Genomic DNA, 12,982 nt, shown 5'->3' on the forward strand with positions numbered 1-12,982 from the left:
GATCGACAGACTCCGAGAATTTCTTCGGAGAATTTCTCCCGGGCCCTCCATCATCGGCCTGACCTGCTACGACAGCGAGCCGCCGAAGGTCGCCCTGTCGACCGGGGCCCCGACCGTGCGGGGTCCGAAGGTGAACGCGGCGTCCGTCACGATGCCGGTCGGACGGCCGCGCAGCGACCACACCGCGCCTTCGCCGGCGTTCGCGCCCTCGACCCGGTTCTCGCCGGGCGCCGCCGCCGCGAGGTCCGCGTAGGCGTTGCCGTTGATGTCGAGGACGCTGACCGAGCCACCGAAGTTGTCGCCCGACTCCACGGCTCCGGGAACGCCGTCCGTGTCCTGGGTGAAGCCCTGGGAGCCGGTGCCGGTCAGGCCGTCGCGGCCACCGTAGAGAACGTTGACCATGCCCGCGCCCTGCTTGTCGCCGAGCTTCTCGCCGGGCGAGCCCACGGCCAGGTCGGCGTAGCCGTCGTGGTTGACGTCACCGGCGGCCACCGCGTCGCCGAAACGGTCGTCCTCCTCCTTGGCGCCCGGGACTCCCGCGGTGTCCTGGCTGTACGACTTCCAGGTCGACGCCGGCTTCAGACCGGAGGCCGAGCCGAGGGCCACGGTGACCGAGGAGTCGTTCGGGACGCCCCGGACGACGTCGTCGAAGCCGTCGCCGTTGACGTCGCCGAAGGCCACCTGGCCGCTGCCCTCAGGGGAGTCGACGTAGGTGAAGCCGCTTCCGGAAGCGTTGGCCAGGTACAGCTGGGAGCCGACGCCGCCCTCGCCGATGTAGACGGTCAGCGCGAGGTCGTCGCGGCCGTCGCCGTTGACGTCCCCGGCGGCCGCGTACATCACGTCGTAGGGCTCCACCTTGGGCGAGCCGAAGTCCTGCGTGGCGGTCGGCTTCCCGTCCCGGGAGATCGGGCCCCGCCAGACGGTGGCCTCGGTGCCGAGCGGGTCGTCGCCCGGGGCCCGGCCGCCGCGGAACAGGACCAGGTCCGGCCAGCTGTCGCCGTCGAAGTCGCCCGCCTGGGTGGTCGCCGCGGGCACCGACACCGCGCCGGACAGGCCCTCCTTGGATCCCCAGACGACGACCGCGTCCCGGTTCGAGGCCGCCGTCCCGATGATCAGGTCGGTGCGTCCGTCGCCGTCCAGGTCCCCCGTGGACAGCTGGTAGCCGAAGTTCTCGCCCGCGGTGGGATCGCCCGGGATGCCGCTGGTGGAACGGCTGATGATGGTCCGGCTGTCCTTGGTCAGGCCGTGCGGGCCGCCGTACATGACGGTGACGTAGCCCGCCCCCTTCTTGCCGCCGATCGTGGCGATCGGGGCACCGACGGCGAGGTCCTTGTAGCCGTCGCCGTTGAAGTCGTCCTGGACGGCCTTCGACTCGGCGGCCGAGGCGCTGCCGGCGAGGGCGGGGATGCCGCCGAGCGCCAGCACTCCGGCGATCAGCGGCACGGACCAGGCTTTGTACGCACGCGAGTTGGACATCTGTGTTTCCCCCTGGTTACTGCAGTGTGGTCACCGCAACAGACATCACTGGACGCGCGCTGGTTGCAGCGGTCATCCAGTTTTTTCGGTGAACACGTCAGCGGGAACGCGGCGGGAACCCCGCGAGGCCTCAGCGGAGGGACTTCCACAGCCTGCTCGCCGCGGGCTCCTCGGCCACCACCCGGTTGGGGTTCGAGGGCGCGGGCACCACCGGCATGGTCACCGTCCTCACCTCACCGCTCGGCAGGCCCTTGAGGCTCTCGCCGAGGTCGATCAGATCGGACAGGGAGGCGAGACCGGTGTCGGTGGTGATGCTGCCGGTGATCGCGTCGGCGACGGTGTACAGCCTGGTGGGGCTGGTCAGGAGGTTCGTGGCGGCCATCTGCTCCAGCAGGGCCTTCACGAGGGTCTGCTGGAGGCCTATGCGGCCCAGGTCGCTGCCGTCGCCTATGCCGTGCCGGGTGCGGGCGAGTGCGAGGGCCGTCTTTCCGTCCAGGTGGTGGGTGCCCGCCTTCAGGTGCAGGTGGCTGTCGTCGTCGTCGATGTCCTCGTCCGTGGTGACCGTGACCCCGCCGAGGGCGTTCACCAGCTTCGCGAAGCCGGAGAAGTCGATCTCGAGGTAGTGGTCCATGCGGACGTCGGTGAGCGACTCGACGGTCTTGACCGCGCACACCGGACCGCCCACCGAGTAGGCGCTGTTGAACATCGCGCCGTACGCCACCGCGGAGGAGCCGCCGCTCTCGAGGGGGCAGGAGGGGCGGGTGACGAGGGTGTCGCGGGGGATGCTGACGATCGTGGCCCCGGTGCGTCCGGCGTCGACGTGCACGACCATCGCGGTGTCGGAGCGGGCGCCGGTGCTGTCGCCGCCGCCGAGCGCCTTGTTCTCCTTGCCGCTGCGCGAGTCGGAGCCGAGGACCAGGATGTTGACGGCCTCGGTGGGGAGGGCGGCCGTGGTGGCGGAGGGTGCGGGGGTCGGGGTCGCCCTGGGGGGCCGGTCGTCGCCGAGCGCGGTGTTGATGTCGACGCTCTTGATGTTGTTGTTGAGATGCCAGTAGGCCCAGCCGGCCGCCCCCGCGCCCACCACCAGCAGACCCGCGCAAGCGAGGCCGGCGACCTTCAGCACCCTCGGCCGCCGGCCTGGTCTTCTCCCGGCGTCCCCGTCCCCGTTCTGTCCCGTCACGGGCAAGAACGTAAGTCCGAATTATTACGGGCAGGAACCTCGAGACCCCATTACTTCGGAAATTCTCAGACTTCTCATCCCGGTGTCACGGGCCCCACGGAGGCCCCGAAAGTTTCGGTCTCGAAGTCGACTGGCTTCGGATCCGCGGGGGCGCGGGACGTCCTCCCTGGTCACGCCACCCCACTCCTCCCGCTCACCCCGCCGGAGGCGACCCCGTGCTGCTGCGAACCACCAGGCTCGTCGCCAGTTCCACCCGGGTCGCCGCCGGGGTGCCGGTGTCGCGACCCAGGTCGAGGACCAGCTTGGCGGCGGCCTCGGCCATCTCGGTCAGCGGCTGCCGTACGGTCGTCAGCGGCGGACCCACCCAGCGCGCCACCGGAAGGTCGTCGAACCCGACCACGCTCAGGTCCTCCGGGATGCGCAGCCCCAGCTCGCGCGCGGCCTCGTACAGGCCGAGCGCCTGGAGGTCGTTGCCGGCGAAGACCGCGGTCGGCCGGTCCGGGCGGCGCAGCAGTTCCAGGCCCCGGCGGTAGCCGGTCTCGTGGTGGAAGTCGCCGGCCATGATCAGCCCGGGGTCGACGGGCAGCCCGGCGGTCTCCAGGGCGGCCCGGTAGCCGTCGACGCGGGCGCGGCTGCACATCATGCGGGAGGGCCCGGTGATCGCACCGATCCGCCGGTGCCCGAGGTCGACCAGGTGCCGGGTGGCGGCGAGCCCGCCCTGCCAGTTGGTGGCGCCGATCGAGGGCACGTCGGCGCCCGGATCGCCGGCCGGGTCCATCACCACGAACGGGATCGACCTGCTGCCCAGCAGCGCGCGCTGGGACTCGTCGAGCCCCGACAGCACGAGGACCACGCCGTAGGGGCGACGGGCGGCGACCTGGTCGGCCCAGGTACGGCCGGGGGTGAGCCGTCCCGCGCTCTCGCTCAGCACCACGCTGAGCCCGGCGTCCCGGGCCACGTTCTCCACACCCCGGATCACCTCCATCGCCCATGCGCTCTCCAGCTCGTGGAAGACCAGGTCGATCAGGGGCGAACGGCTCGCCTCGGCGCGTCGGCGCCGATAGCCGTGCGCGCGCAGCAGGTCCTCGACGCGGGCACGGGTCGCGGGCGCGACATCGGCCCGGCCGTTGAGGACCTTCGAAACTGTCGGTGCCGATACGCCGGCCTCCCGAGCGATCTCGGCGAGGGTCGCGGTCTGCTGCGACCGCCCCACCGCAGGGGAAGTCGTCCGGGTTTCAGCGGGCTCCGGGGGTGTCATGGCGGCGATCGTATCCCTGCGCGACCTCTTGACGAACCCTCCTGACGGCCCTAGGTTCCCAAAACATTCGGATTTAACATCGAAACATTCGCGAAGGTCGTCGACCCGACAGTCGAGCCCGACAGGAGTTACATGACCACCGCGCCCTGGCGTGACCCCGCCCTGACCGCCGCCGCCCGCGTCGACGACCTGCTCTCCCGGATGACCCTGGAGGAGAAGACCGCCCAGCTGTACGGCGTGTGGGTGGGCGCCAGCGCGGACGGGGACGGCGTCGCTCCCCTGCAACGCGAGATGACCGCCGAGTACGACTGGGACGAGCTGATCACCCGGGGTCTCGGCCAGCTGACCCGCCCCTTCGGCACCGCCCCCGTGGACCCGGCGCTGGGCGCGCAGGCACTGGCCCGCGCCCAGCGCCGAATCGCGGAGGCGGGCCGCTTCGGCATCCCCGCGCTGGCCCACGAGGAGTGCCTGGCCGGCTTCACCACCTGGCGGGCGACCGCCTACCCGGTCCCGCTCGCCTGGGGGGCGAGCTGGGACGCCGAACTGGTCGAGGAGATGGCCGGCGCCATCGGCCGCGACCTGCGTACGGTCGGCGTCCACCAGGGCCTGGCCCCCGTTCTGGACGTCGTCCGCGACCCGCGCTGGGGGCGGGTCGAGGAGACGATCGGCGAGGACCCGTACCTGGTGGGCACGATCGGCGCCGCGTACGTCCGGGGTCTGGAGCGGGCCGGGATCGTCGCCACGCTCAAGCACTTCGCCGGGTACGCCTCCTCGGCGGGCGCCCGGAACCTCGCGCCGGTACGGGCCGGAGTGCGGGAGTTCGCCGACATCACCCTGCCGCCCTTCGAGTTCGCGCTGCGCGAGGGCGGGGCGCGCTCGGTGATGGCCGCGTACACCGACACCGACGGCGTGCCGGCCTCCGCCGATCCCGGACTGCTGACCGCCCTCCTGCGCGGGGACTGGGGGTTCACCGGCACGGTCGTCGCCGACTACTTCGGCGTCGGGTTCCTCCAGACCCAGCACCGGGTCGCCGGCACCGAGGCGGGCGCGGCCCACGTGGCCCTGGAGGCGGGGCTGGACGTCGAACTGCCGACGGTGAAGTGCTACGGCCGTCCGCTCGTCGAGGCGGTCCGGGCCGGGGAGATCCCCGAGGACCTGATCGACCGGGCGGCCCGCCGGGTTCTGCTCCAGAAGTGCGAGCTGGGCCTGCTGGACGAGGACTGGGACCCGGAGCCCACCGGCCGCATCGACCTCGACTCGACGGCGAACCGGGCCCTGGCCCGCCGCCTCGCCGAGGAGTCGGTGGTTCTGCTGGACAACCCGGACGGTCTGCTCCCGCTCGCCCCGGACACCCGGATCGCGGTCGTCGGCCCCCGCGCCGCCGACGCGCTGGCGATGCTCGGCTGCTACTCGTTCCCCTCCCATGTGCTCACCCACCACCCGGACGTCCCGACGGGCATCGAGATCCCGACGGTCCTGGACGCCCTGCGCGCCGAACTCCCGGACGCCAAGGTGACGTTCACCGAGGGCTGCGGGGTCGACGACCCGGACACCGGAGGCTTCGAGGAGGCGGTGGCCCGCACGGCCGAGGCGGACGTCTGCGTGGCGGTGCTCGGCGACCGGGCGGGCCTGTTCGGCCGGGGCACCTCGGGCGAGGGCTGCGATGTGACGGACTTGCGACTCCCCGGCGTCCAGGGCGAGTTGCTGGACGCCCTGGTCGCGACCGGCGTCCCGGTCGTCCTCGTCCTGCTCACCGGCCGCCCCTACGCGCTCGGCCGCTGGCAGGGCCGGCTGGGCGCGGTCGTCCAGGCGTTCTTCCCGGGCGAGGAGGGCGGCCCGGCGCTCGCCGGGGTCCTCTCGGGCCGGGTGAACCCCTCGGGCCGCCTCCCGGTGAGCGTCCCGCAGGTGCCCGGCGGCCAGCCCTGGACCTACCTCCAGCCGCCGCTCGGCCTCGCGGGCGAGGTCAGCAACCTGGACCCGACCCCGCTGTACGCCTTCGGACACGGCCGCTCCTACACGGAGTTCGTGTGGGAGGACGTCGAGGGGTCGACGCCGGACCTCTCCACCGACGGTTCCTACGACCTCGCCGTCACCGTCCGCAACTCCGGCGACCGCGCGGGCGCCGAGGTGCTCCAGTTGTATCTGCACGACCCGGTCGCCTCGGTGACCCGCCCGGACGTCCGCCTGATCGGCTACCGGCGGGTGGAGTTGGCCCCGGGCGAGTCCCGCCGGGTCACCTTCCGCTTCCACACGGACCTGTCCGCCTTCACCGACCGCACGGGCCGGAGGATCGTGGAGCCGGGCGACCTGGAACTGCGGCTCTCCGCGTCGAGCGCCGAGGCCCGTCACACGGCACGGCTGCATCTGACGGGACCGGTACGGGAGTTGAGCGCGGACCGCAGGCTGCGCTGCGAGACGGAGGTGTCGTAGCGACCGACGTCGCCCCACCCACCCGAACCGCCGTCACTCCACCGACTCGAACCGCCAGCGGTGCACCGCCCGTGCCACCAACTCGCTGTCCGGCTCAGGGAGTTCGGGCAGCTCGGCGTCGTGGGCCGCGTCCCACCAGGTGATGACCAGGACGCGGTCCCCCTGGGCCCGGAGGGTCTCGCGGCGCAGCGGAATTGCCGGGAGCTCCTGTCGGCGGGCCCAGGCGAGGAGGTCCTCGCCGCGCCCGTCGACCGCCCGGGCCTCCCACATCAACGCGACCGTCACGGGTAGAGGTTCCCCTCGCCGACCTCGTGCACGTGGTCGTGGCCCGAGCCGCCGAGCTCGTGCACATGGTCGTGGTCGTGGCCCGGGACGTGCGGGTCGGTCACCGGGAGCGAGGAGTCGGCGGACAGGTCCCAACTGGAGGCCGGACGGCCGCGGGCCACCATCTCCGAGCCGAGCGCGGCGACCATCGCGCCGTTGTCGGTGCACAGCTTGGGCCGCGGGACCCGCAGCCGGATGCCGGCGGCCTCGCAGCGCTCCTGGGCCAGGGCCCGGAGGCGGGAGTTGGCGGCGACACCGCCGCCGATCATCAGGTGGTCGACGCCCTCGTCCTTGCAGGCCCGCACGGCCTTGCGGGTCAGCACGTCCACGACCGCCTCCTGGAAGGACGCCGACACGTCCCGCACCGGCACCTCCTCCCCCGCGGCCCGCTTGGCCTCGATCCAGCGGGCCACGGCCGTCTTCAGCCCGGAGAAGGAGAAGTCGTACGCCGGGTCGCGGGGCCCGGTCAGTCCGCGCGGGAAGGAGATCGCGTTCGGGTCGCCCTCCTTCGCGTACCGGTCGATGACCGGGCCGCCGGGGAAGCCGAGGTTCAGCACCCGGGCGATCTTGTCGAAGGCCTCGCCGGCCGCGTCGTCGATGGTGGCGCCCATGGGCCGCACGTCGGAGGTGATGTCCGTGGACAGCAGGAGGGAGGAGTGGCCGCCGGAGACCAGCAGCGCCATCGTCGGCTCCGGCAGGGCCCCGTGCTCCAGCTGGTCCACGCAGATGTGCGAGGCGAGGTGGTTGACGCCGTAGAGGGGCTTGCCGAGGGCGTAGGCGTACGCCTTCGCCGCGGAGACCCCGACGAGGAGCGCGCCGGCGAGTCCGGGACCGGCGGTGACGGCGATGCCGTCGAGGTCCCTGGCCGAGACCCCGGCCTCCTTCAGGGCGCGCTCGATGGTCGGCACCATCGCCTCGAGGTGCGCCCGCGAGGCGACCTCGGGGACGACACCGCCGAACCGGGCGTGCTCGTCCACGCTGGACGCGATGGCGTCGGCCAGCAGGGTGGTCCCCCGGACGATGCCGACGCCGGTCTCGTCACAGGAGGTCTCGATGCCCAGGACAAGCGGTTCGTCAGCCATTGATCTCGGTTCCTCGTACGGAAGTTGATGGGTCGGTCAGTCGCATGACCAGGGCGTCCACATTGCCCGGCTGGTAGTAGCCGCGCCGGAAGCCGATGCCCTCGAAGCCGAAGCGCTCGTAGAGCTTCTGGGCGCGGAGGTTGTCGATCCGGCACTCCAGCATCACTTCGGCGCACTCGAAGGCGGTCGCGGCCCGCAGCAGCTCGGTCAGCAGGGTGGCCCCGAGTCCGGTCCCCCAGTGGTCACGGGCGACGGCGATGGTCTGCACGTCGGCCAGCTCACCGGCGGCGGCGAGCCCCGCGTACCCCACGATCCGCCCGTCCTCCTCGGCCACCACGTACCGCCGGGTCGCCTCGGGCCCGCGCGAGTGCGCCAGCTCGGACCAGAACATGCCCCGGGACCAGGCGTCCTCGGGGAAGAGGTCGCGCTCCAGCTCCAGGACGGGGTCGATGTCCCACCAGCGCATCTCGCGCAGCACGGGATTCACGGGGGTGGTCACTTCGGGGTGACCACCTTGTAGTTCTTGGGCACCTGGGCGTCGGGCCGCCGCAGGTACAGCGGGCGGGGCGCGGGCAGTTCCTCCCCGGCCGCGATCCGCTCGGCCGCGAGGGCGGCGAGCGCGGCGGCGCTGACGTGCTCGGGTTCGTGGGCCTCGGGGAAGGTGTCGGGGTAGAGCAGCGCGCCGGCTCCGACGGCGGGCAGTCCGGCGACCCGCTCGGCGATGTCGGCGGGCCGGTCGACCGAGGGTTCACCGGTTCGGGTACGGGAGTCCTCGTACCGCGCCCAGTAGACCTCCTTGCGGCGCGCGTCGGTGGCCACCACGAAGGGTCCCTCGGGGATGTCGGCCGCGTAGGCGAGCCCGTCCAGGGTGCACACCCCGTGCACGGGCACCCCGAGGGCGAGCCCGAAGGTGTCCGCGGTCATGAGTCCGACCCGCAGTCCGGTGTACGGCCCGGGACCGGTTCCCACGATCACCCCGGTCACGGCGTCCAGCTTCACCCCCGCCGCACGGAGCACTCGGTCGACGGCCGGGAGGAGCAGTTCCCCGTGCCGACGGGCGTCCACCTGGGCGAAGGAGGCGAGAACGTCCCGCCCGTCGTGCAGGGCGACGGTCACGGCAGGGGTGGCGGTATCCAGAGCGAGCAACAGCACGCGAACAGCCTACGGCTCCCGGGCGGGCGGGGCGGCCTCAGGCCGACTTCGGCGCAGCGGACGACCTCAAGCTGCTACCGTCGCCACAAATCAGGACTAAATACTCAAGAGGTCACCGGTGGCACCCAGCAGCGCAGGCTTCGTAACCGCCCTCACCACAGCGGCCCTCGCGACGGTCGGCCTCCTCGGCTACCAGGCCTCCACCACCGCCCCCGGCACGACACGCACCGACAGCACCCCCATGGCAGTCACCTCGAAGGTCCCGCAGCACAAGAAGGACCCCACCGCTCTCCCCGCCGCCTCCGGCACCGGCGCACGCGTCGTGTACTCCCTGGACTCCGACCGGGTCTGGCTGGTGGGCCAGGGCGACGCGGTCACCCGCACCTTCGAGGTCACCCCGGGGAACGTCGACCCCGCCCCCGGCGTCTACGCGGTCAGCTCCCGGTCCAACCTGATCACCGGCACCGACGGCATCCCCGTCGAGCACGTGGTCCGCTTCGCCTCCGACGTCGACGGCGTGGCCATCGGCTTCAGCGCGGCCGTGCGGGACGCGGCGCCCGCCCCGGAGGCGACGCCCTTCGCCGGCACCGGCACCGTGCGGACGGGCGGCATCCGGGAGTCCCGCGCGGACGGCGACGCGATGTGGACCTTCGCGATGATCGGCGCGCAGGTCGTCGTGGTCCGCTGAGCCCGGCAGGTCGGGCCCGGAGGGCTCAGGCGGCCCTGGGCCGGTCCCGCTCGACGGCTTCGCCGCCGGTCCCCGGGTCGGGCAGCCGTGGCGGGGTGGAGACGGCTTCCGCCGCCGCGCAGGACGCCAGCAGATCGCGCATGGACACTCCCGCGACGATCGCGTACGGCTGCTGCCGGGGCCGGTTCTCGGTGGCCGACATGGACGCCTCCTGAGGTTCGGGGGCGGGCGTAGTTAGGCACACCTAACTACGGGCTGGGTACCATGTGACCACGCACGGGACACCGAACGCAATATCTTGCCGACGCGTTGTCGGAACGTTCACGGAAACCGCCCGTCCGCGCCGGACCACGCGCCGGGCCCCGCACTCAGGCCGTGAGCACGCTCAGGTCGGCCGCGGTCCAGCGCTCCCCGACCGGCGTCAGCGTCACGTGCCGCACCTCGTCGGTGGTGTCACCGACCGCCCGGTGGATCTGCACGTGCAGCCGCTCGTCGGTCAGCTCCTCGACCTTGCCCTCGCCCCACTCCACGACGATCACCGACTCCGGCAGCGACACGTCGAGGTCGAGGTCCTCCATCTCGTCGAGCCCGCCGCCGAGGCGGTACGCGTCGACGTGCACGAGCGGCGGCCCGTCCCCGAGCGGGGGATGCACCCGGGCGATCACGAAGGTCGGCGAGGTCACGGCCCCCCGTACCCCGAGTCCCTCACCGAGTCCGCGGGTCAGGGTCGTCTTGCCGGCGCCGAGCTCCCCGCTGAGCATCACCAGGTCCCCCGCGCGCAGCAGCTTGGCGAGCTTCAGGCCCAGCTCGCGCATCTGCTCGGGGGAGGTGACGGTCAGCTCGGTCTCAACCGGGTTGCGCGGTACTGCTTCCATAACCGCCAACGGTAGCCCCTGCGGGCACGGCCCCCGCGCGGGTGAGGAGGTCGGCGAGGCGGTCGGTGACCACTTCCGGGTGCTCCAGCATGACCAGGTGCCCGGCGTCCGGGACCAGGACGAGTTCCGCCTCGGGGAGCAGGGAGGCGATCGCCTCGCTGTGCTCGCTGGGGGTGACCATGTCCCCCACTCCGGCGAGCACGAGGACCGGCTTGTCGGCGAAGTGGGCGAGGGCGGCGGTCTTGTCGTGGTTGTCGAACGCCGGGTAGTACTCGGCGACCACGTCGATCGGGGTGCCCTCGATCATCCGCTCGGCGAACCGCACCACGGCCGGGTCGACGTCCCGGGAGGCGAAGGAGTACCGCTTGATGATCCCGGCGAACAGGTCGGCGGTGGCCCGGCGCCCCTTCTCCACCAGGTCGGCCCGTTGCCCCAGCGCCTTGAGGACGCCCGGCAGCACCCGCCGTACGGCGTTCACCCCGGCGACCGGCAGCCCGAAGTTGACCTCCCCCAGCTTCCCGGACGAGGTGCCGACCAGGGCCACCGCGACCACCCGGTCGCGGATCAGCTCGGGGAACTGGTCGGCCAGCGCCATCACGGTCATGCCGCCCATGGAGTGCCCGACGAGCACGATCGGTCCGTCGGGGACGGTCGCGTCGATGACGGCCTTCAGGTCCCGCCCGAGCTGCTCGATGTCGACCGGCACCCCGTCCTGCACCTGCCGTACGCCCCGCCCGGACCGGCCGTGGCTGCGCTGGTCCCAGTGCACGGTCCGCACGACACCCCTGAGGGCGGCCCGCTGGAAGTGCCAGGAGTCCTGGCTGAGGCAGTAGCCGTGGCTGAAGACGACGGTGACGGGGGCGGGAGCCTTGCGTCCGAACAGCCGGCGCCGGCGCGGCGACAGCGCGGGCACGGCCTGCGGGTCCACGTCGTCGACCTCGTAGTACAGCTCGGTGCCGTCGTCGGCGTACGCCTTGCCGGGGGTGCCGCGCAGCGCGCCGTACGGCCCGGCCGAGTCGAGGGCGAGGCGGGCCTTCTGCCGCATGCCGCGTCCGACGGTGAGCCGCTCGACGGCGACGCCCGCCGCGGCGCCCGCGGCGATCACGCCTATCGCGGCGCCGGCGATCCCGGTCGCCCGGCGCCAGCCGGCGCCCGCCCCCGCCGCGGAGGCGAGGGCCACCGTGGCGGCGGCGTCCACGACGGCCTCCGCACTGCTCTCGCTCACGTACCGCTCCTGTTCGCTGGGTCGGGTGTCGCCGGGTCGGGTGACACGGGTGTGGCACGAGGCGTGGTTCTGACACGCACTGTGCGACTACCCCGCTTGTTCCTCGTTCACATAGACGCGCGGAACGCGGGTTCCGATGCGCGTCACGATTTCGTACGCGATGGTGCCCGCGGCCTGGGCCCAGTCCTCGGCGGTGGGCTCGCCGCCGTCGCCGGGCCCGAAGAGCACGGCCGGAGTGCCGGCCGGCGGTTCGTCGCCGCCGAGGTCCACGACGAACTGGTCCATGGCGATCCGCCCGGCGACCGTACGCCACTTGCCGTCGACCAGGACCGGGCCGGCCCCGGAGGCGTGCCGGGGGACGCCGTCCGCGTAGCCGACGGGAACGAGTCCGAGGGTGGTCTCGCCGGGCGTCACATAGCGGTGGCCGTAGCTGACGCCATGGCCGCCCGGGACGCGCTTGACCAGGGCGATCGACGCCGACAGCGTCATCACCGGGCGCAGTCCGAAGTCGGCGGGGGCGCCGAGGTCGGGGCTGGGCGAGATGCCGTAGAGCGCGATCCCGGTGCGGACCAGGTCGAAGTGGCTCTCGGGGAGGGTGAGGGTGGCGGGCGAGTTGGCGATGTGCCGGACCTCGGGGGTGACGCCCTGGCCCTCGGCGTACGCCACCATCTCCCGGAAGAGGGCGAGCTGGGCGGCGATGGAGGGGTGACCGGGCTCGTCGGCGCAGGCGAAGTGGGACCAGAGGCCGGTGACACGCAGGAGTCCCCCGGACTGGGCGCGCAGGGCCTCGGCGACCAGCTCTGCCCAGTCCTCGCCGGGCTGGCAGCCGCCGCGCCCGAGCCCGGTGTCGGCCTTGAGCTGCACGCGCGCGGGCAGGCCCGCCGCGCGGGCCGCGTCGGCGACCTCACGCAGCGCCCACAGGTCGCTGACGGACACGTCGAGGTCGGCCTCGATCGCCTCCCGCCAGGGCCCGCCGGGGGTCCACAGCCAGCACATGATCCGCCCCGGCAGACCCGCGCTGCGCAGCGCGAGGGCCTCCTCCGGGGTGGCGGTGCCCAGCCACTCGGCACCCGCCTCGACCGCGGCGCGGGCACAGGGCACCGCGCCGTGGCCGTACGCGTCGGACTTGACCACCGCCATGAGGGCGGCCCCGGACGCGCGGGCGCGCAGGGTCCGCACGTTGGCCCGCAGCGCGGCCAGGTCGATCTCGGCTCGGGCGCGGAGCGGTGCGGTCGGGGCGGTGGCTGTCTCGTTCATGGCGCCCCCAGTGTCTCAGAGGCGACCGGCACCAC

Annotated in this window: 13 protein-coding genes; 2 read left to right on the forward strand and 11 right to left on the reverse strand. The window is 73.0% G+C overall.

Going from position 1 to position 12,982, the window contains the following annotated elements; all coding sequences use genetic code 11:
• Positions 1-66: 66 nt before the first annotated feature.
• The 3 genes from H295_RS0112820 to H295_RS0112830 form a co-directional block, all read right to left on the reverse strand.
• Complete coding sequence (locus tag H295_RS0112820; protein WP_020135762.1) at positions 67-1,476, reverse strand: FG-GAP and VCBS repeat-containing protein; 1,410 nt, start codon at positions 1,474-1,476, stop codon at positions 67-69.
• A gap of 130 nt (positions 1,477-1,606) precedes the next feature.
• Positions 1,607-2,656, reverse strand: coding sequence for an LCP family protein (locus tag H295_RS0112825; RefSeq protein ID WP_106960831.1), 1,050 nt, complete (start codon positions 2,654-2,656; stop codon positions 1,607-1,609).
• A gap of 193 nt (positions 2,657-2,849) precedes the next feature.
• The gene (locus H295_RS0112830; RefSeq protein ID WP_028809309.1) at positions 2,850-3,914 is read right to left on the reverse strand and encodes a LacI family DNA-binding transcriptional regulator; all 1,065 of its coding nucleotides are present in this window, start codon (positions 3,912-3,914) and stop codon (positions 2,850-2,852) included.
• A 132-nt stretch (positions 3,915-4,046) separates the two neighbouring features.
• On the opposite strand from H295_RS0112830, the gene H295_RS0112835 reads away from it, so the two are divergent.
• Entirely contained in the window at positions 4,047-6,344 is a 2,298-nt protein-coding gene (locus H295_RS0112835; RefSeq protein ID WP_020135765.1) for a glycoside hydrolase family 3 N-terminal domain-containing protein, read from the forward strand.
• 33 nt (positions 6,345-6,377) lie between these two features.
• Here the strand turns inward: H295_RS0112835 and H295_RS0112840 are convergent, their stop codons facing one another.
• The 4 genes from H295_RS0112840 to tsaB are packed head-to-tail and all read right to left on the reverse strand — an operon-like array spanning position 6,378 to position 8,902.
• The gene (locus tag H295_RS0112840; RefSeq protein WP_020135766.1) at positions 6,378-6,629 is read right to left on the reverse strand and encodes a hypothetical protein; all 252 of its coding nucleotides are present in this window, start codon (positions 6,627-6,629) and stop codon (positions 6,378-6,380) included.
• A complete protein-coding gene (gene tsaD / locus H295_RS0112845; protein WP_020135767.1) occupies positions 6,626-7,750 on the reverse strand; it encodes a tRNA (adenosine(37)-N6)-threonylcarbamoyltransferase complex transferase subunit TsaD in 1,125 nt (374 codons plus the stop codon). Before tsaD ends, H295_RS0112840 begins: the two co-directional genes overlap by 4 nt.
• A complete protein-coding gene (rimI, locus tag H295_RS0112850) occupies positions 7,743-8,249 on the reverse strand; it encodes a ribosomal protein S18-alanine N-acetyltransferase (RefSeq protein ID WP_020135768.1) in 507 nt (168 codons plus the stop codon). The genes tsaD and rimI overlap by 8 nt, the downstream gene beginning before the upstream one ends.
• On the reverse strand, positions 8,246-8,902 hold the full coding sequence (gene tsaB, locus H295_RS0112855) for a tRNA (adenosine(37)-N6)-threonylcarbamoyltransferase complex dimerization subunit type 1 TsaB (protein ID WP_020135769.1): 657 nt from the start codon (positions 8,900-8,902) through the stop codon (positions 8,246-8,248). The genes rimI and tsaB overlap by 4 nt, the downstream gene beginning before the upstream one ends.
• A 118-nt stretch (positions 8,903-9,020) precedes the next feature.
• On the opposite strand from tsaB, the gene H295_RS0112860 reads away from it, so the two are divergent.
• Positions 9,021-9,590 carry a hypothetical protein gene (locus H295_RS0112860; RefSeq protein WP_020135770.1) on the forward strand — a complete coding sequence of 190 codons (570 nt, stop codon included), beginning with the start codon at positions 9,021-9,023 and terminating at the stop codon, positions 9,588-9,590.
• 25 nt (positions 9,591-9,615) lie between these two features.
• Here the strand turns inward: H295_RS0112860 and H295_RS47505 are convergent, their stop codons facing one another.
• From H295_RS47505 to alr, 4 genes are all read right to left on the reverse strand, one after another.
• Complete coding sequence (locus tag H295_RS47505) at positions 9,616-9,792, reverse strand: hypothetical protein (RefSeq protein ID WP_020135771.1); 177 nt, start codon at positions 9,790-9,792, stop codon at positions 9,616-9,618.
• 166 nt (positions 9,793-9,958) lie between these two features.
• Positions 9,959-10,465, reverse strand: coding sequence for a tRNA (adenosine(37)-N6)-threonylcarbamoyltransferase complex ATPase subunit type 1 TsaE (gene tsaE, locus H295_RS0112870; protein WP_020135772.1), 507 nt, complete (start codon positions 10,463-10,465; stop codon positions 9,959-9,961).
• On the reverse strand, positions 10,437-11,690 hold the full coding sequence (locus H295_RS0112875; RefSeq protein WP_020135773.1) for an alpha/beta fold hydrolase: 1,254 nt from the start codon (positions 11,688-11,690) through the stop codon (positions 10,437-10,439). Before H295_RS0112875 ends, tsaE begins: the two co-directional genes overlap by 29 nt.
• A gap of 87 nt (positions 11,691-11,777) precedes the next feature.
• Positions 11,778-12,947, reverse strand: a complete 1,170-nt coding sequence (gene alr / locus H295_RS0112880; protein WP_020135774.1) for an alanine racemase — start codon at positions 12,945-12,947, stop codon at positions 11,778-11,780.
• Positions 12,948-12,982: the final 35 nt, after the last annotated feature.

The sequence above is a fragment of the Streptomyces sp. 351MFTsu5.1 genome (assembly GCF_000383655.1).
Taxonomy (GTDB): Bacteria; Actinomycetota; Actinomycetes; order Streptomycetales; family Streptomycetaceae; genus Streptomyces; species Streptomyces griseorubiginosus.